Consider the following 23087-nt stretch of genomic DNA (forward strand, 5'->3'; position numbering starts at 1 on the left):
AAAAGGAAATATAGAAAAAGACTATCAAATCTCTGATTAAAAACCAGAGACAAGATGGTAAACACATATTATTGGTTGAATCTACAAAACTAGGATTTCTTTTTATTCAATATTAATGGTCAGAATTATAAGAAGAACAAAGAAACTGGGAACTCTCTTCCATTAGAAGGAGGTGATATCCAATGAAAAAAGGACTTAAAGCTCAGGGAATTGCACTATCTAATGTTATAATGAATACAGTAGTATTCGGGTCTGTCATCGTTGCAGGTTTCAAAATTATCGGTATCTAAATATTAGAGGAGAAGTTGCTAATAACTTCTCCTTGAGTTTATCTAGGTGAGTGGTATAAATGGAAATTTTCAAGAGCTCAACCCATTCTTATAGCTTTGTGATTTCTTTTATGGGTGTGATAACAGCTTTTCTTTTTTTCGATGTAACTTCACATACGGATTCGGAGTGGATCACCTTATTTGCTATGACTGGTGCTGTTTTATTACTAAACCATCACCTTATCCAGCTTCCACCTAAAGGAAATACCCTTTCTATGGATTCCTCCATCTATTTGGCCAACCTTTTTCTATATGGATTAGAATTTAGCATGAGCATTTTAGTTTGTAGCTCCATCATATTTGCTTTTACTGAAAGAAGGACAAAGTGGCAGAATCACCTGCTTAATTTTTCTTTTTATTCTATGATGCTCGTTAGTTCTTATTATATGTTTATTTCAACAAACGGTCAGGTTGGGAACGTTAACCTGACTAATCTAATTCCTTATATATCCTCTTTAACTGTGTATTTCACTGTGAATACATTACTTGTTGGAATCTTTTTTCTGTTATCAGCGAATGAAAATTTAGTTACTGTTCTAAAAGGAATGCTTAAAGATACAATTGCAACTTATTTAAGTATGTTATTGCTGTCTTTAGTTCTGTTAATCCTTATTCATGGACAAAATTTATTTGGTTTGTTTCTATTTATCTGTATTACCTATTTACTTTCACAGGCCTTCAGACAGCATTTTGAACTATACAAAGAGGTAGCCCATAAAGCTAATATTGATGACTTAACAGGGCTCTATAACCACGGGGCTTTTAAAGAACATTTAGAGAAAGAAGTTAGGATTGCTAGAGAAACTGGACAACCACTAAGTGTCGCAATTTTAGATATTGATGATTTTAAAAAATACAATGATCTATATGGTCATCTTCAAGGGGATCAACTTTTGAAGAAGTTTGGGAATCTATTAAAAATGGAAGCAGAGGAGAATCACTTCCTTGTGGCAAGGTATGGTGGCGAGGAGTTTTCCCTCATTATGCCGAATACTCCTCAATCCGAGGCGATGACGTTTGTGAACCAACTTCGGAAAAAGACAAATAACACTCCCTTTGATGGCGTAGAGATCTTGCCTTATGGGTGTTTGTCGTTTTCTGGAGGAATTGCCGAATGGGAAAAAGAAACGTATGATGCGTCAGCGCTTCTAAATAAGGCAGACATGGCCGCTTATAATGCAAAAGATCAAGGAAAAAATATGGTGCTGATCTACAGTCATCAATCTGATTATTCGGCTCAACAATCACTTAACCTTGAAAATGATATAGCGGAAGCTGAACAGCAACTTAAAATCTTTTTATCCAAAGATGTTTATACGTATCGTCACAGCAAACGCGTCTATCAATATGCCATCGATTTTTCGAAAAAGCTTCAATTAAATGATCAGGAACGGAAAACTCTCATGCTCGGAGCACTCGTTCATGACATCGGGAAACTTGAAATTCCACGGGAGATTTTGGGTAAAAAAGGCAAACTTGACCCAGACGAATGGGCAATCATGAAAAAGCATGTAACCTGGGGGAAAGAGATTATATCGACCGATAAAACCCATTCAGACTTAATTCCACTTGTTGAACTCCATCATGAGCGGTATGATGGAAACGGTTATCCTTATGGATTAAAGGGTGACAATATCCCAAAACTTGCCCGGATTCTCTGCATCCTCGACTCGTTTGATGCGATGACAACGGAGCGTCCTTATCAAAAGACGAAAAGTTTTGAAGAGGCCATTGAAGAGTTAAAAAACTGTGCTGGCACACAATTTGATCCTGTTTTGGTAGCTGAGTTTATCAATATGATAAAAGTCAATTATTCCTTAAAAGATTGCGTTGAAGGATTAAACCAGGGAACAGGCTAAACCACCTTTTGTTCGTTATTATAGTGTTTATAGGAGTGAATAAGATTTTGACTTGGAAAATAAACAAAACAACCACTCAAAAAGTAGATCGTTTTGAGGTCATTGTGGACGAGGTTACCCTCCCTAATGGAGACGAGAAAACATTCTCTTACCTACAGTTTGCCAAAGGAGTTTGTATTCTCCCGATTACCATTGACCATGACATTCTCTGTTTAAAACAATATCGTCATGCCTTAAAAAGCTGGCAATGGGAGTTACCAGCTGGAGCAATTGATCCAAGTGACCCTTCCCCGTTAGACACAGCCAAGCGGGAACTAGAAGAAGAAACAGGATATAGTGCTGAGCATTGGCTTGAACTAGGAAGCTTCTACCCTTCCCCTGGTTCAACAAATGAAGAGATTTTCCTATTTGCTGCCGCTGGATTAACACCGACCTCACAACAATTGGAAAATAGTGAACAAATCGAGGTCAAAAAAGTCAGTATGGAGAAATTGAAATCACTGATTACCAACGGTGAGTTTAACCATGGTGCAGGGCTGGCAGCGGTAATGAGATATAAGTTTAAAACGGATTAAACTAACACAGAGAGACGCAGTTATACTTAAAAAAGCCTGAAATGAGAGCAACCCTCATTTCAGGCTTTTTATTTAGTGTGATTTAGTATATTGTTCTAGTTTCTCTTCCATATACCGCAATAACTCATCACGAAGATCAGGTCTTTGCAACGCAAACTCGATGGTCGTTTCAATAAAGCCTTGCTTTTCTCCGACATCGTAACGGTTTCCTTCAAACTCATAAGCAAACACGCGTTGAATTTTATTGAGCTGTTGAATTGCATCTGTTAATTGGATTTCATTTCCAGCCCCAACCTCTTGTTTTTCCAAGAACATGAAGATTTCTGGATTTAGTATGTATCGACCGATAATTGCTAAATTCGATGGAGCTGTACCAGGTGCAGGCTTTTCAATAAAGTTCTTCACTTGGAAAATCCGGCCGTCTGATTCATTTGGGTCAATAATTCCATACCGATGTGTTTCCGTTTCTGGTACTCTTTTGACCCCAATGACGGATGAAAAACGCTTATTATATTCATCCATTAGTTGTGCTAAGCAAGGTTTTTCGGCCTGAACAATGTCATCCCCTAACAGAACAGCAAACGGTTCATCCCCAATAAACTTACGCGCACATAAAATCGCATGTCCTAGTCCCTTTGGTTCTTTTTGACGGATGTAATGAATATCAATCATATTTGAAATGCTTTGTACTGTTTCAAGCAATTCGTATTTTTGTTTCTCTAATAAGTTGTTTTCTAGCTCTGTTGCACTGTCAAAATGGTCCTCGATTGCCCGCTTCCCTTTCCCCGTTACAATGATAATGTCCTCAATTCCAGATTCAACTGCTTCTTCGACAATATATTGAATGGTTGGTTTGTCAACAATCGGCAGCATTTCCTTTGGCATTGCCTTTGTTGCTGGCAGGAAACGTGTCCCTAACCCCGCAGCTGGAATGATTGCTTTTCTAACCTTATTCATCTTCAGTTCTCCTTTGCATGAAATAATATTTTGCTTTTGGAAAATTTAGTGACTATATTGTTATTTTAACAAATAACAGATCAAGAAAGATACTATGGCTCTGTAAATATCCTCGTTCGAAAAAAAGAACATTTTATTGGTAGATTATTCAAAATCTTCCGTTGAAGTGGTAGAATAGACTTAAACGAAAAGTAGGAGTAGATTAGGATGCCTCTGATTCATATGAAGGAGATTTTTACTCCACTAAGCTTCATCGGAATTAAATTCTTTCGTTCAAAGGAAGGCCAAATTTTTATCAAAATGGGGAAACAGCCTCGCAAACGAATCTGGTCTGGAAAGAGTGATTTAGTGAAGTAAGGTGTGGAAATGATTCGCTGGAACGAACTTAGAAAAGAAGTCTATCTGTTTAAACGCAGGTCTTTTTTTCTACCAATTTTACAATAGAGTTAAAATTAGAAAGGGGAAAGAGAACATGGCTAGTCAAGAAAGTATTATGATTCGACAACTATTAAAAGCAAGTGTTGCGGCCCAAAAACCTGGACAATCACTTGCTGACGCACGAAAAGGCTTGGAAGCACTCACTGCCCTTAATCCCTTAGCTCAAGATTTAACCGTTGAAAAGCTAACGGTTGAGGGTATGCCTGCTGAGTGGGTCAGTGCACCGAATGCAACAACTGATCAAGTATTTCTTTACTTACATGGTGGCGCTTATATTATGGGAAGCTGCAATACGCATCGGGATTTAGCATCGAAAATTTCTCGCGCTTCAGGATGTCGGGTATTGGTCATAGAATATCGTCTTGCACCGGAGAATCCTTATCCTGCAGCTGTGGAAGATGCATTGACCGCATATCGATGGTTGCTTTCTACAGGATTTTCTCCTAATCAAGTAGTCATTGGAGGAGATTCTGCCGGTGGTGGTCTGACGCTTTCATTGCTTTTATCGTTAAAAGAAGCTGGAGAAGCTCAACCTGCAGCTGCTGTCTTGCTTTCACCTTGGACAGACCTAGCAGGAACGGGTGCTTCTATGGAGAGTCGTGCCGAGGTTGACCCTTGGTTAAGTCCCGAACCGACGCGACAGACTCCTAGTCTTTACCTTGGACTTACAGACCGACGCAATCCCATCGTTTCTCCAATTTACGCTGATTTGCAAGGTCTACCACCGTTATTTGTTCAAGTTGGCGACCATGAAATTTTACTTGACGATGCAGTCCGTTTAGTGGAGCGTGCTCGTGAAGCCGGCGTAGAGGTCTCATTTAAAATTTGGGGCGAAATGTGGCATGTTTTTCAACAGTTCAACATGCCAGAAGCATTTGAAGCAATAAAGGAAATTGGCGAGTTTGTTAAAAGCAAAGCGCAAGCATCCGTTTAACTTACTACAAGTCATTTTTCACTAATTCTTGATATTCGTGTATGTTCTTAAGTGTTCCCCACTTTTGAGCATGCACGAATTTATTTTTCAGGCTCAATCCCCTTCTCCCTCCATTTACTCCAAAACACATTCGAATAGAAACCATTGTTTTCGTCCAAAATGCCAATAGTATATTATATTGGAGCGAAAAGCATGATCAAAAGGGTTTCTAAACTTGTTCAATCAAAATGGTTTGAACACAACCAACATAAAACGAAGTACCCATACAACCAGCATGGTTATTATATTGTCCATGACAAGGTTCCCGCTAAAAATTCTAAGGTTACCGTCGTCACACCAGTTTTTAATGCTGAAAAATTCATAAAAAAGACCATCGATTCTGTTTTAAATCAGTCACTTGGAATCGATAACATTCAATATATTTTAGTCGATGATAAATCAACGGACTCCACAAGGGATATCCTCATCGACTATTCAGCACGGTTTGAGCAAATTATCGCAGTCTTTTTAGCCTCAAACACTGGTACACCAGGTAAACCTCGGAACATCGGAATTGAACTTTGCAAATCGGACTATATCACTTTTTTAGATGCGGATGATTGGTTAGAGTCTACAGGTTTAGAGACACTTTACCAGATATTAGAGGAAACTGGTGATGATTATGTTGTCGGGAAAACAATTCAGGTAGAAAACAAGAAAACAAAAACAATCGGTGAACACGAGTCATGCAAAGAAAGACGAAGTGTCGCCCCCTTTTCGATCCCACATATTTGTCATCATTTAGGGCCACGGGCGCGAATGATTCGCACGAGTGTGATCAAGAATCATCACATTCGGTTCCCGGAAATGAAGTTTGCCGAAGACAAACAGTTTTTTATTGACGTGTTAATCCACAGTCAATCGCTCTCAACAACAAGAGAACCTATCTATTATTTAAACCGGCTAAACAATGCTCAAACACGATTAACAAATCAAACAAATATTATCCATAAAACGGATTGTAATCTGAAAGTCATCGATTATATTTTAAATAAAGATTTAGCGATGGATAAAAAGAAGGTCATTCTCAATCGTTTATATGAATTCGATTCGATTAATCGCCTTTTTAAAACACCTCATTTTGAAAAAACGAGCCTGAAACCGTTGTATTACCGCAAGTTTAACCAAGTATTAAAAACAACGAAAAATCTCGAATATGAATTCTCTGAAGAATTTTTTCAGCCTACAAACAAGGTAGCTTTCACCCTCCTTCAAAACAAACAATATAAAGATTTAGAAGCACTAATTGGGTGGGATAAGAACGAAAAGGTCAAGAAGGTTATGATAAAAGAAAATCTTCCTTATACCGTGGTTCCTTTAAATGAAGGAAATGAACAGTCTATTCGACTGCCCATGTATGCTGAAGCAGTACGCGACTTTTTTGAAGAAGATCAGTATATTCTCCAATTTAAAGTTTACGGCGATCATATTCACGACATTTGTGATATTTTTATCCAAAAGTGGGATGATGCACATGTCGAGTTTTCGTTGCCAGTAAAAGTTGATTCTGAGGGAACTGGGTATCTGGTTATCGACCTCATTCAACTATCCGGAATTCCACAGGGGAATTATTCGATTTTCCTGCGGTACAAAGACTATATGAAAGTAAATATTCGAAAAAACGAGCAAACAAAGTTACAACAGCATTTTAATGGCCGAGAATTTACTTTTTTTCAAACAGGTTATTCAAACGTCGCTTTAAAAACTCATTAAAAATGGAGCCCAACCTTAAGTTATTAGGTCGGGCTCCATTTTTTTAGCCATTGTATCCGTTTGGGTGATTCTGATGCCAGTTCCACGCATCTTGAATGATTTGGTGAATCGAAGTTCGTTTAGGATTCCACCCTAATACTTCCTTCGCTTTTGCTGAGGAAGCAATCAAACTGCTAGGGTCGCCCGCTCGGCGCTCAACGGTTTTTGCTGGTATTGGATGTCCGGTAACTTCTCTAGCAGTGTCAATGATGTCTTTTACCGAAAAGCCTTGGCTTGAACCAAGATTGAACACATTGCTGTCGCCTCCGTCATGCAAATAGCGTAATGCAAGGATGTGCGCATCAATTAAGTCCTCAACATGGATATAATCGCGGATACATGTACCGTCCTCAGTGTCGTAATCATCGCCAAAGATGGAAATGAACTCACGTTGACCAAGAGCGACTTGGAGAACAACTGGAATTAAATGTGTTTCTGGATCATGGTCTTCACCTATTTCACCAGTGGACCTAGCACCTGCAACGTTAAAATAGCGTAATGAAACAAATTTAATACCGTGTGCCTGGTCGCACCACTTCATCATTTTTTCCATCGTCAACTTGGTTTCCCCGTATGCATTCGTCGGAATTGTCGCCATTTCTTCCGTAATTGGCATTACCTCTTGTTCCCCGTACGTTGCTGCTGTGGATGAGAAGACAATATTCTTTACATCATATTCCGTCATGACATCAAGTAGGACCTGGGTGCCGTACACATTATTATCAAAATATTTAATTGGGTTGGTCATCGACTCGCCTACTAACGAACTCGCAGCAAAGTGAATCACCCCATCAATGCTCTCGCTTTTAAAGACATTTTGTAAAAAGGCTTTTTCACGAATATCGCCTTTATAAAACTTTGCTTTTGGGTGGATTGCTTGCTCGTGACCAGTTAATAAATTATCAACAACTACTACCTCATAACCTTGGTCAATCAATTGATATACTGCATGTGAACCGATGTAACCGGCCCCACCTAGCACTAGAATACTCATTCATTTCCCTCCATTTAAAAAGCCATGTTCATTCTGAAAGATTTTTTACCTTTGTTTATTTTCCCCCGTTCAAGTGGTTTTGACAAGGAAGATTCTAATAAAAAGAAAGAAACGCGATTTTTTCTATTCCACCGAATTTTAGAGAGTGATGATTTTTGTCGGTTTATGTCAATATTTTGAAATATGTGGGAGAACTGATGAATAGGAAAATCGGACGTGGTAGTATCTTTTTGAAAGGGCTTTTTGAGTTTTTGTATATTTGGTCTAACATTTCACAAAAGAGGTGCTCAATGTTTATTTATAACCATTACTTAGTTAACGATCATACTTACTGGATGAAAAAAGTTATGCACAAAGGAATTCATTATACACTTGTAATGGAGAAAAAAAGGCTCTTTCTTATTAAGAAAAGTCCTGAAGAACTGTTTGAGGATACATTGGGTTTCTATGGGTATGACTTTGAAGGAGCACGTAAAGCAGCTAGCAGTTTCCTAGGTACGACAAAGACAGGCGTGTTTATCGCTAATCCTACTAATACTGTCTGCTTTTTTCCCTCGAAAGATGAGTTAAAAACCGATTGTTATTTTATTAATACCCAGCAAATTGATACTCTTGAAAACTTAGGAGTTCAAACAATCGTTCATTTCCAGAATGGTCGAACCCTCCTCCTTCCTTTAAGAACAAATCATCTGAAATCCAAAATGGATGCTGCAAATAAATGGAGATATACCATTTTGGACAGAAATCTTGGTCTAGACTATCGTCCATCTTTAGACAAGATTGAGGTTGAATATTGTCGGGAAACAGGGATTGAGCTTATGAAAGAAGGAGACTTTGAATAAAAAACCCACCCATTATTTTTGCTCCAATTAGTATTTTATGTTAGCTAAGTTTACAAGTTTATTAAGTATTTTTAAGAATATTTAAACTTTGTAAATATATGAGGAATTTGTAATTTTTTGTAGAGTAATGTAGTTTGTATTGCTATTATTAAATTGGAAATTCAAAACCTACCAAACTATAGGAAGTTTTAAAACTACCAAACTTCTTCTAGCAAAAGCGAGGGATGAGATGGAGAAAAATGTTTCAGGAATATCTTTAACTTCAGGGAGTGAGAACGAACTCTCCTATTTGTTGCGTTTTAAGTAGTACATCGGGAAATTCAAATGAATTTTAGAGGAGGAAAAAAGCTTGAAGATATTTAAGAAACAATGGTTGATCCTAACGGCAATCTTTTCATTAATCGTTGGATATCTCGCACCAGTTGCGCAAGTTGTTAGTGCAGATGAGGGGTATATTACGGTTGCTGAAGCGATTGAGAATAACTCTGGTACTGCGACTGTGAAGGGGTATATTGTTGGTACGACCATTTCTAAAACTAACTTTGACCAAGAAGCTCCATTTACGGAAGATACAAATCTTGCTATAGCGGACAATGTAAATGAAACAGATCCATCTAAAATCCTTCCAGTTCAACTACCTAAGGGAGCTGTTAGGGATGCCTTAAATTTAAAGGCGAATTCTGATTTATACGGAAAAGAAGTATACCTTAAAGGATCCCTTGAACCTTACTTCGGAATCCCAGGTCTAAAGGGTGTATCGGAATACAGCTTCGACGGCTCAATTCCGGAAAATCCACCTGTTGAAGGTGTAGAAGGCCTTAAAATCAACCAAATTCAAGGAAACGGCCATGACTCTCCATATAAAGAACAAAATGTAGTCGGGGTTGAAGGAATTGTTACTTTTGTCGAAGATATAAACAATTTCTACATCCAAGATCCAAACCCTGATGAAAATCCAAACACATCTGAAGGAATCCTCGTTTATAAAAAGAACCACGGCGTTAAAGTTGGCGACCACGTTAGTGTTAGTGGTCAAGTTAAAGAGTGGGTGATTGCAGGTTACAGTGACAAGCTTCAAACAGACCTAGCTACAACTGAAATTAATGCAGACCGTGGTACAGTTGAAGTTATTGCTAACGGACAAGTTGTCCCTGAACCACTTGTTATCGGAGAAGACATTACTCCTCCAACTCAAATCATTGATAACGATCAATTTGGTGAATTTGATCCAGAACAAGATGGTATTGACTTTTATGAAAGCATCGAAGGAATGCTAGTTGCCGTTAAAGATCCAATTGCTGTTGGTCCGCAAAAATACGGTGAGCTTCCTGTCATTGCGGAAAAAGTAGCTGGAAAAACCTATACTACACCAGGTGGTCTTCCACTGCAAGAGGATAATTCAAATCCTGAAAGATTGCACCTACTATTTGATGACAATAATTTTGTCGCAAAAATTGGTGACAAATTAGATGGAACTGTTACAGGGGTTGTAACCTACACATTCCAAAACTTTAAGATTTTAACAGATAAAAACTCACTTCCTAAGCTCATCGAAAGTGATTACAAACCAGAAGTTGCTGAGCTAGCTAAAGATGCAGATAAGCTTAGCATTGCAACTTATAATATGGAAAACTATCATGCTGGCGAAACGGAGAAAACAGAAAAGATCTCTAAGTCTATTGTCAATAACTTAAACTCTCCTGACATTCTTGGGTTAGTTGAAGTTCAAGATAATGATGGCCCAACGGATAGTGGAACAACGGATGCTTCTCAAAGCTATGAAACTCTTATTGAAGCAATTAAAGCGAATGGCGGCCCGGCATATGAGTGGACTGACATTGCACCAGAAAATAAAGTCGATGGTGGACAACCAGGAGGAAACATTCGTGTAGGTTTCCTTTATAATCCAGAACGCGTAACTCTTGCTGAAGCAGAAAAAGGTGGCGCTTCTGATGCAGTTACGTATGAAAATGGTTCATTAACATTGAACCCAGGAAGAATTGACCCTACTAATGCTGCATTCGATGACAGCCGTAAACCACTTGCTGCTGAGTTTGAGTTCAATGGTGAAGAGGTTATCGTGATCAACAACCACTTTAACTCTAAAGGTGGCGACCAACCAGTCTTTGGTAAAAATCAACCACCTGTTCTTGGCAGTGAAGCACAACGTGTCCAAATCGCAACTATCGTCAATGGTTTTATTCAAGATGTTCAAAAGGAAAACCCAGATGCAAATGTTGTTGTCATGGGTGATTTAAATGACTTTGAATTCTCAAATCCGATTCAAACACTAAAAGGCAGTGAACTAACAAACTTGATTGAAAAGGTTCCTGCTGCAGAAAGATTTACTTATAACTATCAAGGAAACTCTCAAGTTCTTGATCATATCCTTGTCACAAACAATCTTGCTGCCGGAGCAGAAGTGGACATCGTTCACATCAACTCTCCATTTATGGAGGAACATGGACGTGCAAGTGACCATGATCCAGTATTAGCTCAGCTTGATTTAGGTGAAAGGGCAACAGAAAACTTTGACTTAACAGTTCTTCACACAAATGATACGCATGCAGCTTTAGACAATATGCCTAAAACTGTTACAGCTGTAAAGGAAGAACGCGCGAAAGATCCAAATGCTCTTCTTCTCCATGCAGGCGATGCATTCACTGGAACCCTATATTTCAATGAATTCCAAGGAAAAGCGGACTTAGATTTAATGAATTTAATGGGCTTTGATGCGATGACATTTGGTAACCATGAATTCGATTTAGGTTCTTCCTCTGAAGGACATGCTAGATTAGTAGACTTTATCAAAGGTTCGGAGTTCCCATTTGTGAGTGCAAACGTTGATTTTTCACAAGATGCACTATTCAATGGTCTCTTCAATGATTTAGTTGCTGCAGATGCGCAAAATGGCCAAATCTATGATGGCATCATTAAAGAAGTAAATGGTGAGAAAGTCGGGATCTTCGGGTTAACGACTGAGGAAACTGCCGATATTTCTAGCCCAGGCTCCATCGCATTTGAAAACTACCTTGCTGCTGCTGAAAAGGCTGTTGAAGACCTAGAAGCACAAGGGGTTAATAAAATTATTGCCCTAACCCATATCGGGTATGATGACAATGCCGCAATTGATAACGACTTAATCCTTGCAGAAAAAGTTGAAGGCATTGACATTATCGTTGGTGGACATAGCCACACTGCTTTAAATGAACCAACAGTAGTAGCGAAAGACGAAACACCGACGGTTATTGCCCAAACTGGAAATGGGAATAGCAACTTAGGTGTACTTAATGTCGAATTTGACAAAAATGGTGTAATCGCAGCACATTCAGGTCAACTCGTTCCTATTAAGGACCAGGTAGCAGACCCAAAAGCTGTTGAGGTTTTAGAGCCATACAAAACAAAAGTTAATGAAGTGGCACAACAAGAGATTGGTGTAACAACTGAAATCGCATTAGAAAACCCACGTACAGATGGTGATAATACAAAACCGAGTGTACGCAAAAATGAAACCATCCTAGGTAACTTGATTACTGATGGAATGCTTGAAAAAGCTAAATCATTTACTGGTGAAAATGTCATTATGGCACTCCAAAACGGTGGTGGGATCCGTGCAGCCATTGATGCTGGGCCAATCACTGTTGGTGAAGTAATTACAGTTCTACCATTCGGTAATACATTAGCTACCATGAACCTTACTGGTGCTGAGTTAAAAGAAGCATTTGAAATCAGTGTTGGTAATTATCCAGCGGAAAATGGCGGTTTCTTGCATCTTGCTGGTGGTAAAGTTGAATTTGATTCTACGAAACCAGCTGGCGAACGTGTCGTTTCCGTAAAATATTTAGATGATAACGGTGAATATGTAGAAGTTCAAGACGAGGAAACATACACCATCGCAACAAATGCTTTCACAGCTAAAGGCGGAGATGGTTATGATGTCTTTGCGAAAGCCTATGAAGAAGGACGTGTGACAGACCTTGGTCTATCCGACTGGGAAAACTTCAGAGATCATCTCGTAAGCTTAGACAAGATTCCAACTGAAGTGGAAGGTCGTATTGTAGACGTAAGTACTGTACCAGGTGAGGAACCTGGTCAAGAACCTGGTGAAGAGCCTGGTGAAGAGCCAAGTACAAACCCTGGCAAAAACCCTGAGGTGAACCCTGGTAAAAACCCAGACAAAAATCCAGGTAAAAATCCTGATGAAAACCCAGGAAAAAATCGAGACAAAAACCCTGGACATAACCCTGAGGTGAACCCAGGTAAAAAGCCAAACAAGGATGTAGTTGTTGAATCTAAGAATTAGATTTGCCAATTCAAATGTCTTTAAAAGGTATTTAGCTATTTAAACAAAAGAATCCCACCTGATTTTTCAGGCGGGATTCTTTTTGGTTTATAAAACGTTATATGATTAAATACCTGGTTGATAGCTCGTACGAGGAATCTGATCGTATTCTTTCGGATCTAGTTGTTCTACTGAGCCATCGGTCACTCCATTAATAATCCCGTATAGACCAGTCTCAACAGCTTTAACTAGTTGACCTTTTTTCTTTTGACCAAGCGAATGTGACTGACCTCTTACTTCAAAGAGAATTGTACCGCTACCGTTTAAAGCAAAGCTTCCTAGAGCAGTTCCTGGAAGGTCTAAGTTTTGACTATACAGTGTGATATTGTTAAACGGTGAGCTGTTTCCAAGTGATTGTAGCGCATTGTATGCTGCTAGATTTAACTGCTTGGAGTACTCTAAATTAAAATTGTCAGCGTACTTTGCGTATTTAGCTCCCTCTGCTGTATTTGGATCTGGGACAAAGTCAGCGGATAAAGACATAGTGAATAGATCATCTGTGCCTTCGACGTAGTACTGTCCTTGGTGATGTAAGTCAATAAAAACATCTACTTTGCCAAACTCCGCTTGAAGAGCCTTATAAACATCCCTTACTGTTTGTGATTCTGGAGTGAGGTACCAGCCAGGCTGGTTGGATGCTCCAGGTACATCTCCTGCTTTAGGGACATAGTTTAAATCTGGATTAAAATCACGGTTGACGTCAAAGCCTGGACGCTCGGAGTAATCACGTTGCTGCATGTTGCTCGATGTGTAATAATTCCATGTCGGCCCAACTTCAGCTAGTTGTGGAAACTGAGCTTGAACTTCTGCCCATGACATGTCATTCCCACGACGATCTAATTCAGATGCATCAGGATTCATTTTTGGTAAAGCCACTAAAGTAACCTCTTCGCGAATTTTCTTCGCTTCAGGCGAATTGCTAGAACCTAAATATTGAAGAATATTCAAGATTGCCTCTGTTCCTGTTTTTTCATTCCCGTGAATTTCACTTTCAATTAAAATCACTTTATCCCCAGTACCAACTCGTGCTTGATAAATATCTCTGCCTTGGTTAGACTGCCCCACTACTTCTAAGGCAACTCTACCTTGGCTATTGTTCACAATTTGGTGAAGTCGATCTACCATTTGCTTGTAGTCAGTAAAACCATTTACAGAATAGACTTGGTTACTATTTGATAGATTCCCATTAGGAGAATTACTCGCAAATGTCGGCGCCGCTAAACTAGCACACAATGCCAAAGCACTTACTCCAGCTAATAGCTTCTTCCCTTTCATATTTACCATCTCCTTGTCGCGATTGTTATGTACATCCTAAGTATAGGAAATGCAACTGGTAAATTCTTGATTAGTTTTAACTATTTTAATATTCAGATAAAATGATACTTTTATCCTATTTTCTAAAATAATAGATGATAGAATTAATAAAAATATGCCTGAAGCATAATGCTCACGTACACACTTAGCTCCAGACACTTTTATTCTATTGTTGTATTAAGCACCCGGAGGACAATCATTGAAATCATAATCAACTGGACCTGGTGCCACCCTTGCATGTTCTAACGCTGGTGTATCCGGTCTAGCAATTTGGTAGACCAAAGCTCCAACGATTTCGGCTGCTTCTTGAAGTTTGTTTTTGTCAATTTTATCAAGCGTATCATCAGGGGTATGGTAAGTAGATTCTAATGGCGAATGCATGAATCATGCTGCCGGGATCCCTAACTCATGAAATGGTTGATGGTCACTGCGACCTAACTGTCCATATGGGATGACTGTATCGGCTGCCGTTCTGGCACCGGCGGCAGAACCAAGGTCTGTTACAAGATTCTTACTGCCGTCAATTGTATACATGATTAATCCACCTGCTGGATGATCTCCCCCGCATCTCTAGCTCCTACCATGTCCATTTGGAAGTGAGCAACGATCCGATCAGCATCTTCTTCACTAAGACTTCCTGCATAATGATAGGATCCTAGAAGTCCTTTCTCTTCTCTGCGCCAAATGTGACTAAGCGAAGCTTAGTATCCTTTGGCATATTGGCCATCACTCTCGCAAGCTCTAAAACAGCTGTTACATCATCGTTAGCGCAAGGGCCACTGCCACGGAATCATGATGTGCACCAATCATGACAACTTGTCCCGGGTCTTTATTTTTGTGCGGCTTCATTTTTGCAATTACGTTGTAGGCGGTTTTTTCAACGAAGCCGGAACCCTCCACTTTAATTGTGGCCATAACTTCTTATACACCAAAATCCTCCTATTTTTTCATTCTAGTAATTATTGAATGGGAGTTTTTTATGTAAACGCTAATATTTCTACATTTCCCGGGAAAGTTCTTCATAAAAAATGACTTTTCACTCAGATTCTCTTCACCACACTGCTGGAATTTGTTACCTTTTGTTGAACCATTTTTATAGAATAGGTTAATAGGACCACAAAATAAATCTATAAACAACCATTGTCTTCTTTTACTATTAGAATGATAGGCTAAAAGACTGATTGTATTATTTTTCTGAATATTACAAAATTATTACGATAACCGTTAAAAGGAGGGAAATATCTTAATGAAAAAAACAGTCTTAGCCGTTACATTAGGTGTGTCATTAATCTTTTCAGGAACCACTAGTTTTGCTGCACCATCGTCGAATGGATCTCTAAAAGCTCAAAACCAGTCGACTATCCCCTATTACGTGGATGAGTCAAAACTCCCTTTTGAAGCTTTACCAGGCTATGAAACCGATCGTTTTTGGGGTGTACTTAAGGGCGCAGGATATCGGATAGAGGTACCAAAAAACTGGAATGGAGAACTAGTGTTATACGCGCACGGTTTTCGTGGCACTGGGCTTGAGCTGACTGTAAGTAATCCTACTAATCTAAGAGAATATTTACTAGACAATGGGTATGCTTGGGCCGCTTCAAGTTATAGCACGAATGGTTATGATGTAGCTCAGGGAGCTAAGGATACTCATGCGCTGGGTTCTCTTTTTAATGGCAAGGTTGGAAAGCCCTCGCGCACTTATGTTACTGGACACTCAATGGGTGGTCATATTACAGCGGTTATGGCTGAACAGTATAAAAATTCGTATGATGGCGCCATGCCAATGTGTGGTGTAACGGGTGATACAGAGTTGTTTGATTTCTTTACGGACTACAATGTTGTTGCGCAATCCCTAATCGGAATTGAGAAGGATAAACAGAAGACCCTTTCAGATGAGGAGTATACTTCTAAAACTGTTCCGCAAATTATTTCTCAACTTGGGATTAACGGGAAATTAACCGAAAAAGGGGAAACTCTGAAAAGCGTAACCAAGAATCTAACTGGTGGCGAACGACCTTTATTTGACGCTGCCTTTGATAGCTACAAAACTTTCCTTTTAGGTCAGCTTCCAGATCGGAGTGATTATGGTGTAGCGGCCGGAAATGTTGTTAACACGACCGACTCAGTTTACCAGTTTGATGATGACATGAGTACATTATCAGCTGAAGAAAAGGCTCTGAATGATGCGGTTGTACGTGTCACTAGTGACCCGCAGACAAAACAACAAGGCTTAACAGGTGTGCCAAAGGTCAATGGAACACATAAGATCCCAATGGTGTCCTTGCATAATGTCGGAGATTTATTTGTTCCTTTTCATATGCAGCAGCTTCATGCTGAAAGAGCTGAAGAAAACGGCAATGGCGAGTTACTGGTTACCCGGGTTATTCGAGACGTTCAGCATTGTGGATTTAATCCTGCCGAAGAAAGTGAAGCCTTCGCTGACCTCGTTCAATGGGTAAAAGAAGGGAACAGACCAGAAGGAGATGATATTTTAAATCCTGAGGTTGTTGCGGGTAAGGAATTTGGTACGAAGTTTACTCGTGGTTATCGAAGCTATGACACAGAGATGAACTAGAAAGTCGTAGAAAAAGATGAAAGCTCCCTTCCTACGTCGGTTGGGAGCTCTTATTTTATATGTTAATTTGAATGAAAGTTCAATAATGCATCATGAATGAGATAAGCGGCTAGCTGAACAGTCTTGTTATTTTCATCGTAAAGCGGATTGACTTCTGAAACATCAAAGGACATAAGTTTCTTATTTGAAACAATGTAGCGAATTAAAGCTCGAACAAGCTTTGGTTCCAGTCCAAATGGAGACGGAGCACTGACGCCCGGTGCATAGGCAGAACTAAATGCATCCATACATAATGTGAGTATGATGTAGTCATGCCTTGCCGCAAATGCACAGATTTGACCCTTTATTCGTTCAAGTTCCGTCATCGATAACTCTTCTTCTAATAAAAATTGAACTCGGTGTTTTTTCGCCGTTTCAAAAAGAGCCAATGTATTTCCCTGATGTTGAATGCCAACCACCAAATATCCACAGTTTGAATCCTGCTCTAATATCTGTCTAAACATCGTACCAGAAGAGGATTGCTTATCGTATGGCCGTAGATCGAAGTGTGCATCAAGATTGATGATCCCAATTTTAGCTTCTGAACCTACCGCTTTCCTTCCCCCAAGATAGTGGCCGTAAAATGTTTCGTGCCCCCCACCAAGAATGACTGGGGTTGCATTATTTTTAAGTAGATGCTGAACAGCGTTCCCTAACTCTGCTTGAGCCTCTTCCATTCTCTCGTTCTCACATTTAATGTTTCCCACATCGTAAACCGTCGTGTTTTCAGGGAATGCCCATGGAAGCTTAGCTAAAGCGGAGCGAATTTTATCAGGAGCATCTGCTGCCCCCATTCGACCATTGTTGCGACGGACCCCTTCATCGCATTGAAAACCAAGGATTCCAAATGCTTTTGATGTATTTTTATCAGTGTTTAAATGAGGGATTTCTGCCAGGTTAACCTTTTGATGATACCGAAAAGAAAAGAAATCTGTATCTGAGTCAACTCTTCCTCGCCAATTCTTTTTAGATGGATGAATATACATGGCTCCTCCTTCACTAATCGGAGTTTTATCTTAAGTATAATCATGCGAAAAGGTTTTACCAATACCCTCATTACCCTGAATTTTATTTAATCAAACGTTTGATTAAATTCTTTTTATCATGCTTTTTTATCGCTTAAACACAAATTTGAAGTTTGGAGTGACTTTTTTAGCTTAGTCATCCTAATACTTTTGGCGATACTCGCTAGAGGTTTCACTTGTCCCCCTGCCCCTACATGGTGCTGTAATCTTTTTACTACTCAAATTGTTTGGTTTCAAAGTTACACTTACCGTATTTTATTGATCAGGAATCTTTAGAAGACAGCCTTTAGGTCAATTATGGTTTCTGGCATTTCACTGGGTTTCAGGTTATTTGTATTGTGAGCAAATTTTTATAACACCGAAAAAATAAATTAAACGCTAAAGTTTGTCCAGCTTTTCCAACCGTCACCAAAAATTCATTCCTGTATAAACTGGAATAAAGGTGTTAAAGGAGTGGAAGTGATGCTACTTGAGTTAACCCTTTATTTACTGATAGGTTTCGTTGTTTTGTTGTTTAAAGAAGCAACAACCCTCAGGGAAGTTGGGAGAAATACCTTATACGTTGTATTCTGGCCCTATTTTCTTCTATTAAAATATGTTTCCTATATTGACCAAGCTAAACAAAATAGTCGAAGGAGATGAACCCACGCCCCATGAATTCATTCCAAAGACAAAAAAAGAACACAATCTAATCAACATTAGGTCGTGTTCTTTTTATGCTCTGATTTAGCTCTATTTCTTAAGTCCTGGCTGGAAATTTATTGGATGGTGCCTGGCACCTGGAAATTACTTAGGAAGTTTTACGGCTTTTACTTCGTATTTAGCTCCTTCAGAACTAATAAGGTATTCTGGTTTTGGTTGACCCAATTTTGCTTTATGTCCTGCAATATGGGCGTCACTCTTCTCCCACTGCTTCCAATGCTCTTCAGACTCCCAGCGAGTTAATACAACAACTTCCTCATCGCCACGTCGAACCTTTTTCACCATTACAGTGGAATCAATAAATCCCTCTTGTTGCTGAACTAAGCCTTTCCCACTGAAACGTTCTACCACTTGATCTGAGAAGCCTTCTTTAACAACCATTTTTCTCATTTGAACAAACATTTTTGTTTTCGCTCCCTGTATATCTATTTTTAATAAGGTTCATTTCATTTTGCTATATTCCCAGTTTAAATGATATTGATTCTCATTACCAACTATTTTTTTAGATATTTACATCATTTACATTATCGCACGTCGCTTCATTTATATCCTCTTCCCTTTCCTATAAATAAAAGCCGAAATTAGTGGGGGAACTAACTTCGGCTTTATTGATATTTACAAATCCTGGATGGTGCCTGGCACCTGGTAATATTTAGGGGTTAAGCAGTTTCGCTTACAGTTTTGTCTAGCTTTTTATTGAATGTTTTGCGTAGGAATGGGATCACCCAGCGGTCTAAACCATAGCGGCCTGCGTTGTAACCTGCAAACAAGATGATGGCTCCTAAGAAGATGTCTGTTGGGTTATGAGATACTGTTCCTGCTAAGAAGAAGCTGAAGTTCATGACAAGTCCGAAGAACATTGCCGCTGTTGTTAAGCAACCTAGTAATAAGCCTAAACCTACTAGAAACTCACCTAATGGAACAATAAAGTTAAACAACTCAATGTTTGGTAACGCAAAGCTTTCTAGGAAATTAACGTACCAGCTGTAAACCGGCGCACCATCTGGACCCATTACAGGGTTAGCAATCGCATTTTGCAAAAAGCCTGATGCATCAAATCCTCCAGTTAATTTTCCCCAACCTGCTGTCATCCAGTTATATCCAAGCCAGATTCGAATAACGGCCAATAACCCTGCTACAATTTTGTTTTCTCTTAATAATGTTGCGAACATAACGATCGCTTCCTTCCATCTTCAATTTTTAAATGAATAAGTTCTTTAGTACATTTTGAATATATCAGATTCTTTTATATAAAAAGTGTTAGTGTGACAAAGTTCACATTTTGTTAAAAACATTATGGCTATTGTGTGAATGTAGCAAAGTAATCCACTTATGGAAATTTATTGGATGGTGCCTGGCACCTGGTAAGGAACTGGGAAAACCACAGGTGTTAAAGCCTCCAGGTGCCTTGGAACCACGTTTAGTTATTTATTGTTGCGTTTGTTTTCTTTTTGAAAGTTTTGTTTAGGAATGGGACTACCCAACGGTCTAAGCCGTAGCGACCTGCGTTGTATCCTGCGAACAGGATGATCCCGCCTAGGAAAATATCTGTTGGGTTATGAGATACTGTTCCAGCTAAGAAGAAGCTGAAGTTCATGACAAGTCCGAAGAACATTGCGGCTGTTGTTAAGCAACCTAGTAATAAGCCTAGACCTACGAGAAATTCACCTAGCGGAACGATGACATTAAACAACTCGATGTTTGGCAATGCAAAGCTTTCAAGGAAGTTAACATACCAGCTGTAAACAGGCGCACCATCTGGACCCATCACCGGGTTCGCAATGGCATTTTGTAAAAAGCCTGATGCATCGAATCCTCCCGTTAGTTTTCCCCAACCTGCTGTCATCCAGTTATATCCAAGCCATATCCGTATTACGGCTAAAAATCCGGCTGCAATTTTATTTTCTCTTAATACTGTTGCGAACATATTGATCGCTTCCTTTCAATCTCTTATTAAATTTGTTTTGTTTGTTTACACTCATAATATATCAGTTTCCAACTTAAAAATGGTGCTTATGTGAATAAGTTCACAATTTGTTAAAATCATTTTGTCTAAATTATGTCAAAGCATCATTTTGAGAGGATTTCCCCATCAAAATAGGTGTTATCAACCACATCGTGCCAACCTTCTAATGTAAAAAATCACTAAGAACGAATCATGTTTTAAGGCAGAATGGTTTTTTTATCAAAAAATTCAAAGTATGATGGAGATATACATAATTTAGGAGTGATTGGATGAAAGCATTGTTTCATGCAGAAAAGGCAGGAATTGAAGGATTATCCTATGGAGAATTGCCGGAAAGCGTTCCTGGTCCTGGTGAAGTACGTGTTAAATTGAAGACAGCAGGGTTAAACCATCGAGATTTATTTACCCTAAACCGCCATCAACCAACAGATCCTCCACTGATCATCGGATCAGATGGGGCTGGAATTATTGAGGCAGTTGGCGATGGTGTAACAGGTGTTACGATTGGTGACGAGGTGATTATTAATCCTGGGCTTGGTTGGAAGGAATTGAGTGATGCTCCTCCAGAAGGTTTTGAAATTGTCGGGTTACCCGATCATGGCACCTTTGCGGAAAAAATCATTGTACCTGCCGAAAATGCAGTCGCTAAACCTGCCCATTTATCTTGGGATGAAGCTGGAGTTTTATCTTTGGCGGCCTTAACTGCTTATCGAGCATTATTCACTAGAGGCAAGCTTCAATCAGGTATGAAGGTGCTGATCCCAGGTATCGGTGGCGGAGTTGCAACATTTTTATTACAGTTTGCTCTTGCTGCCGGGGCGGATGTTTATGTTACTTCACGTTCTGAAGAAAAACGTGCGAAGGCTCTTGACCTAGGGGCTAAAATGGCAATTGACAGCAGTGAGAATTGGGAACAAGCACTAGGCGGTGTGAAAATGGACCTTGTCATTGAATCCGTCGGAGCTGCTACAATTAATCAATCTTTAAAGCAACTCCGTAAAGGCGGTACCATCGTCACATTTGGCTCGTCTACTGGGGACATGGTAAATCTGAATTTACGGGAGTTTTTCTACGGCCAATTTAATTTGCTAGGTTCTACTATGGGAAGTGCTGAAGAATTTGAGGAAATGATTCAATTTATTAGCAAACATGAAATCAAGCCTGTTATGGATCAAATGTATTCACTTGACCAATACCAAGAAGCCTTTCAGCGACTTGACGAGGCTAAGCAATTAGGTAAAATCGGATTTTATATTGAAGAATAGTTAATTGTGCCATTGTGGCCATCATAAATAAGGCATCACCCGTTAATACTGGGTGATGCCTTCCCACTTTCCTTGGAATTATGTCCTTCCTAATTACTAGAAAAAGTCACTTTCCAATTTTCTGGATGGTGCCTGGCACCTTCCAGTTAACTTCCAAACCCGCCTATCCGCACGCCAGCTGAATCTGCTGTGCTTACACTGCTATATGAATTGGAGCTACCACGAAAGTTTAAATCCCCTGTCTGGGCTTTCTGCGTATTCGCAATAATATTGGAGGTTTGCGCCTGGTAGGAGTTCAGCAATGGAGTGAAGGTTGATGAAGTCATATGGTGGTACAGTTCCGGTTTTATAAAATTGATAACTGCTATATGGATAGTCTTCCATTTTTTTGACCATTGGATATTTGGTGTTGATTGGGTTTTGGTGAATGTAACGGCTAACTTGAAGAAGTCCAAACGTATCGTCTATTGGGGAACTGTTAAATCGTTGCTGAAACACATGTCCAATGCAATCATATCTACGATTATAATAATCTGTATAACGTTTATTAAAGGCTCCCATCACCTTAGAAATGGTTTCATTCTCGGATTTTATCATAAAATGGTAATGGTTGGACATAAAGCAGTATGCGGCAAGATCAATCGGGGTTTCGTTGTGGATCATGTTCAATAAGCGATAGGCTTGGCTGATATCTGTTTCATCGTAGAAAATCTGTTTGCGATTGTTCCCTCTGGCATACACATGATGATAAGCATTAGGAACATTTTCTCTTCGTTTTCGTCCCAAGGAAAACCATCCTTCCTTATTTTGTTGAGGAGAATTTGAGGCAATCATTCAATTCTCGGGGTTAAGTACTACGTTTGGGTTAATTGTTTTAAATTTAATTAAAGCTCGCCGTGGACTTTCATCTAACGATCTTAAAATAAGTGTACAAAACAAGAGAACGGTACTGTAAATCAATCGAACAGGTAAACGACCGTAGTGTGGGATAAAGATTTAAAGCGCATTATTTGAAGGGTTGAGAGAAGAAGTAGGATTGAAGCTAATACAAATTTTTCTGGCTCACCTCCTATGAATGGGTACAATCCTCCGTCCACTTTCTATTATAACCTAGCATCTATAAGTAGAGTTAGTATAAAC

General features: G+C 39.3%; 21 protein-coding genes. 9 read left to right on the forward strand and 12 right to left on the reverse strand.

All coding sequences use genetic code 11. The features are described from left to right. The first annotated feature begins 349 nt into the window (after positions 1–349). On the forward strand, positions 350–2188 hold the full coding sequence (locus M3182_RS05605) for a bifunctional diguanylate cyclase/phosphohydrolase (RefSeq protein ID WP_251557338.1): 1839 nt from the start codon (positions 350–352) through the stop codon (positions 2186–2188). A 47-nt stretch (positions 2189–2235) separates the two neighbouring features. Beyond that, on the forward strand, positions 2236–2763 hold the full coding sequence (locus M3182_RS05610; protein WP_251557339.1) for an NUDIX hydrolase: 528 nt from the start codon (positions 2236–2238) through the stop codon (positions 2761–2763). Between the two features lie 72 nt (positions 2764–2835). Here the strand turns inward: M3182_RS05610 and galU are convergent, their stop codons facing one another. Beyond that, positions 2836–3720: a UTP--glucose-1-phosphate uridylyltransferase GalU gene (gene galU / locus M3182_RS05615; RefSeq protein ID WP_251426319.1), complete on the reverse strand. Its 885-nt coding sequence runs from the start codon at positions 3718–3720 to the stop codon at positions 2836–2838. A 207-nt stretch (positions 3721–3927) separates the two neighbouring features. Between galU and M3182_RS05620 the strand changes: the two genes are divergently transcribed. The 3 genes from M3182_RS05620 to M3182_RS05630 all read left to right on the forward strand — a co-directional run bounded on the left by M3182_RS05620 (position 3928) and on the right by M3182_RS05630 (position 6844). Next, positions 3928–4077 carry a hypothetical protein gene (locus M3182_RS05620; protein ID WP_251426320.1) on the forward strand — a complete coding sequence of 50 codons (150 nt, stop codon included), beginning with the start codon at positions 3928–3930 and terminating at the stop codon, positions 4075–4077. Positions 4078–4192: 115 nt separating this feature from the next. Next, complete coding sequence (locus M3182_RS05625; protein ID WP_251426321.1) at positions 4193–5092, forward strand: alpha/beta hydrolase; 900 nt, start codon at positions 4193–4195, stop codon at positions 5090–5092. A 192-nt stretch (positions 5093–5284) separates the two neighbouring features. After that, on the forward strand, positions 5285–6844 hold the full coding sequence (locus tag M3182_RS05630; protein ID WP_251557340.1) for a glycosyltransferase family 2 protein: 1560 nt from the start codon (positions 5285–5287) through the stop codon (positions 6842–6844). A 43-nt stretch (positions 6845–6887) separates the two neighbouring features. On the opposite strand, the gene galE is transcribed toward M3182_RS05630, so the two are convergent. Beyond that, positions 6888–7877 (reverse strand): UDP-glucose 4-epimerase GalE, encoded by a 990-nt coding sequence (gene galE, locus M3182_RS05635; RefSeq protein ID WP_251557341.1) that lies wholly within the window; start codon positions 7875–7877, stop codon positions 6888–6890. Positions 7878–8167: 290 nt separating this feature from the next. On the opposite strand from galE, the gene M3182_RS05640 reads away from it, so the two are divergent. Then, the gene (locus M3182_RS05640) at positions 8168–8719 is read left to right on the forward strand and encodes a competence protein ComK (RefSeq protein WP_251557342.1); all 552 of its coding nucleotides are present in this window, start codon (positions 8168–8170) and stop codon (positions 8717–8719) included. A gap of 349 nt (positions 8720–9068) precedes the next feature. Next, positions 9069–13022 (forward strand): 5'-nucleotidase C-terminal domain-containing protein, encoded by a 3954-nt coding sequence (locus M3182_RS05645; protein WP_251557343.1) that lies wholly within the window; start codon positions 9069–9071, stop codon positions 13020–13022. 105 nt (positions 13023–13127) lie between these two features. On the opposite strand, the gene M3182_RS05650 is transcribed toward M3182_RS05645, so the two are convergent. From M3182_RS05650 to M3182_RS05670, 5 genes are all read right to left on the reverse strand, one after another. Continuing rightward, positions 13128–14336 carry a M14 family zinc carboxypeptidase gene (locus M3182_RS05650; RefSeq protein ID WP_251557344.1) on the reverse strand — a complete coding sequence of 403 codons (1209 nt, stop codon included), beginning with the start codon at positions 14334–14336 and terminating at the stop codon, positions 13128–13130. A 216-nt stretch (positions 14337–14552) separates the two neighbouring features. Next, positions 14553–14756: a M28 family peptidase gene (locus M3182_RS05655; RefSeq protein ID WP_251557345.1), complete on the reverse strand. Its 204-nt coding sequence runs from the start codon at positions 14754–14756 to the stop codon at positions 14553–14555. A 3-nt stretch (positions 14757–14759) separates the two neighbouring features. Beyond that, on the reverse strand, positions 14760–14909 hold the full coding sequence (locus tag M3182_RS05660; RefSeq protein WP_251557346.1) for a hypothetical protein: 150 nt from the start codon (positions 14907–14909) through the stop codon (positions 14760–14762). 2 nt (positions 14910–14911) lie between these two features. Then, positions 14912–15061 (reverse strand): M28 family peptidase, encoded by a 150-nt coding sequence (locus M3182_RS26355; protein WP_251557453.1) that lies wholly within the window; start codon positions 15059–15061, stop codon positions 14912–14914. Positions 15062–15128: 67 nt separating this feature from the next. After that, positions 15129–15290, reverse strand: a complete 162-nt coding sequence (locus M3182_RS05670) for a hypothetical protein (RefSeq protein ID WP_251557347.1) — start codon at positions 15288–15290, stop codon at positions 15129–15131. Positions 15291–15621: 331 nt separating this feature from the next. On the opposite strand from M3182_RS05670, the gene M3182_RS05675 reads away from it, so the two are divergent. Then, positions 15622–16950 carry a hypothetical protein gene (locus tag M3182_RS05675; protein WP_251557348.1) on the forward strand — a complete coding sequence of 443 codons (1329 nt, stop codon included), beginning with the start codon at positions 15622–15624 and terminating at the stop codon, positions 16948–16950. Between the two features lie 62 nt (positions 16951–17012). Here the strand turns inward: M3182_RS05675 and hutG are convergent, their stop codons facing one another. The 4 genes from hutG to M3182_RS05695 all read right to left on the reverse strand — a co-directional run bounded on the left by hutG (position 17013) and on the right by M3182_RS05695 (position 20643). Beyond that, the gene (gene hutG / locus M3182_RS05680) at positions 17013–17975 is read right to left on the reverse strand and encodes a formimidoylglutamase (protein WP_251557349.1); all 963 of its coding nucleotides are present in this window, start codon (positions 17973–17975) and stop codon (positions 17013–17015) included. Positions 17976–18800: 825 nt separating this feature from the next. Then, on the reverse strand, positions 18801–19118 hold the full coding sequence (locus M3182_RS05685; RefSeq protein WP_251426331.1) for an antibiotic biosynthesis monooxygenase family protein: 318 nt from the start codon (positions 19116–19118) through the stop codon (positions 18801–18803). A 257-nt stretch (positions 19119–19375) separates the two neighbouring features. Continuing rightward, positions 19376–19888, reverse strand: a complete 513-nt coding sequence (locus tag M3182_RS05690) for a DoxX family membrane protein (protein WP_251557350.1) — start codon at positions 19886–19888, stop codon at positions 19376–19378. Positions 19889–20136: 248 nt separating this feature from the next. Then, positions 20137–20643: a DoxX family membrane protein gene (locus M3182_RS05695; RefSeq protein WP_251557351.1), complete on the reverse strand. Its 507-nt coding sequence runs from the start codon at positions 20641–20643 to the stop codon at positions 20137–20139. 308 nt (positions 20644–20951) lie between these two features. On the opposite strand from M3182_RS05695, the gene M3182_RS05700 reads away from it, so the two are divergent. After that, positions 20952–21947: a zinc-binding dehydrogenase gene (locus M3182_RS05700; protein ID WP_251557352.1), complete on the forward strand. Its 996-nt coding sequence runs from the start codon at positions 20952–20954 to the stop codon at positions 21945–21947. A 216-nt stretch (positions 21948–22163) separates the two neighbouring features. Here the strand turns inward: M3182_RS05700 and M3182_RS05705 are convergent, their stop codons facing one another. Beyond that, a complete protein-coding gene (locus M3182_RS05705; RefSeq protein ID WP_251557353.1) occupies positions 22164–22733 on the reverse strand; it encodes a transposase in 570 nt (189 codons plus the stop codon). Positions 22734–23087 lie beyond the last annotated feature (354 nt).

The organism is Mesobacillus maritimus (assembly GCF_023715205.1).
Taxonomy (GTDB): domain Bacteria; phylum Bacillota; class Bacilli; order Bacillales; family Cytobacillaceae; genus Mesobacillus_B; species Mesobacillus_B maritimus_C.

Coding starts and splice junctions, on each gene's coding strand:
- M3182_RS05605 (WP_251557338.1), top strand. CDS start 350: ATGGAAATTTTCAAGAGCTCAACCCATTCTTATAGCTTTGTGATTTCT.
- galU (WP_251426319.1), bottom strand. CDS start 3,720: ATGAATAAGGTTAGAAAAGCAATCATTCCAGCTGCGGGGTTAGGGACA.
- M3182_RS05620 (WP_251426320.1), top strand. CDS start 3,928: ATGCCTCTGATTCATATGAAGGAGATTTTTACTCCACTAAGCTTCATC.
- M3182_RS05625 (WP_251426321.1), top strand. CDS start 4,193: ATGGCTAGTCAAGAAAGTATTATGATTCGACAACTATTAAAAGCAAGT.
- M3182_RS05630 (WP_251557340.1), top strand. CDS start 5,285: ATGATCAAAAGGGTTTCTAAACTTGTTCAATCAAAATGGTTTGAACAC.
- galE (WP_251557341.1), bottom strand. CDS start 7,877: ATGAGTATTCTAGTGCTAGGTGGGGCCGGTTACATCGGTTCACATGCA.
- M3182_RS05640 (WP_251557342.1), top strand. CDS start 8,168: ATGTTTATTTATAACCATTACTTAGTTAACGATCATACTTACTGGATG.
- M3182_RS05650 (WP_251557344.1), bottom strand. CDS start 14,336: ATGAAAGGGAAGAAGCTATTAGCTGGAGTAAGTGCTTTGGCATTGTGT.
- M3182_RS05655 (WP_251557345.1), bottom strand. CDS start 14,756: ATGCATTCGCCATTAGAATCTACTTACCATACCCCTGATGATACGCTT.
- M3182_RS05660 (WP_251557346.1), bottom strand. CDS start 14,909: ATGTATACAATTGACGGCAGTAAGAATCTTGTAACAGACCTTGGTTCT.
- M3182_RS05670 (WP_251557347.1), bottom strand. CDS start 15,290: ATGGCCACAATTAAAGTGGAGGGTTCCGGCTTCGTTGAAAAAACCGCC.
- M3182_RS05675 (WP_251557348.1), top strand. CDS start 15,622: ATGAAAAAAACAGTCTTAGCCGTTACATTAGGTGTGTCATTAATCTTT.
- hutG (WP_251557349.1), bottom strand. CDS start 17,975: ATGTATATTCATCCATCTAAAAAGAATTGGCGAGGAAGAGTTGACTCA.
- M3182_RS05685 (WP_251426331.1), bottom strand. CDS start 19,118: ATGTTTGTTCAAATGAGAAAAATGGTTGTTAAAGAAGGCTTCTCAGAT.
- M3182_RS05690 (WP_251557350.1), bottom strand. CDS start 19,888: ATGTTCGCAACATTATTAAGAGAAAACAAAATTGTAGCAGGGTTATTG.
- M3182_RS05695 (WP_251557351.1), bottom strand. CDS start 20,643: ATGTTCGCAACAGTATTAAGAGAAAATAAAATTGCAGCCGGATTTTTA.
- M3182_RS05700 (WP_251557352.1), top strand. CDS start 20,952: ATGAAAGCATTGTTTCATGCAGAAAAGGCAGGAATTGAAGGATTATCC.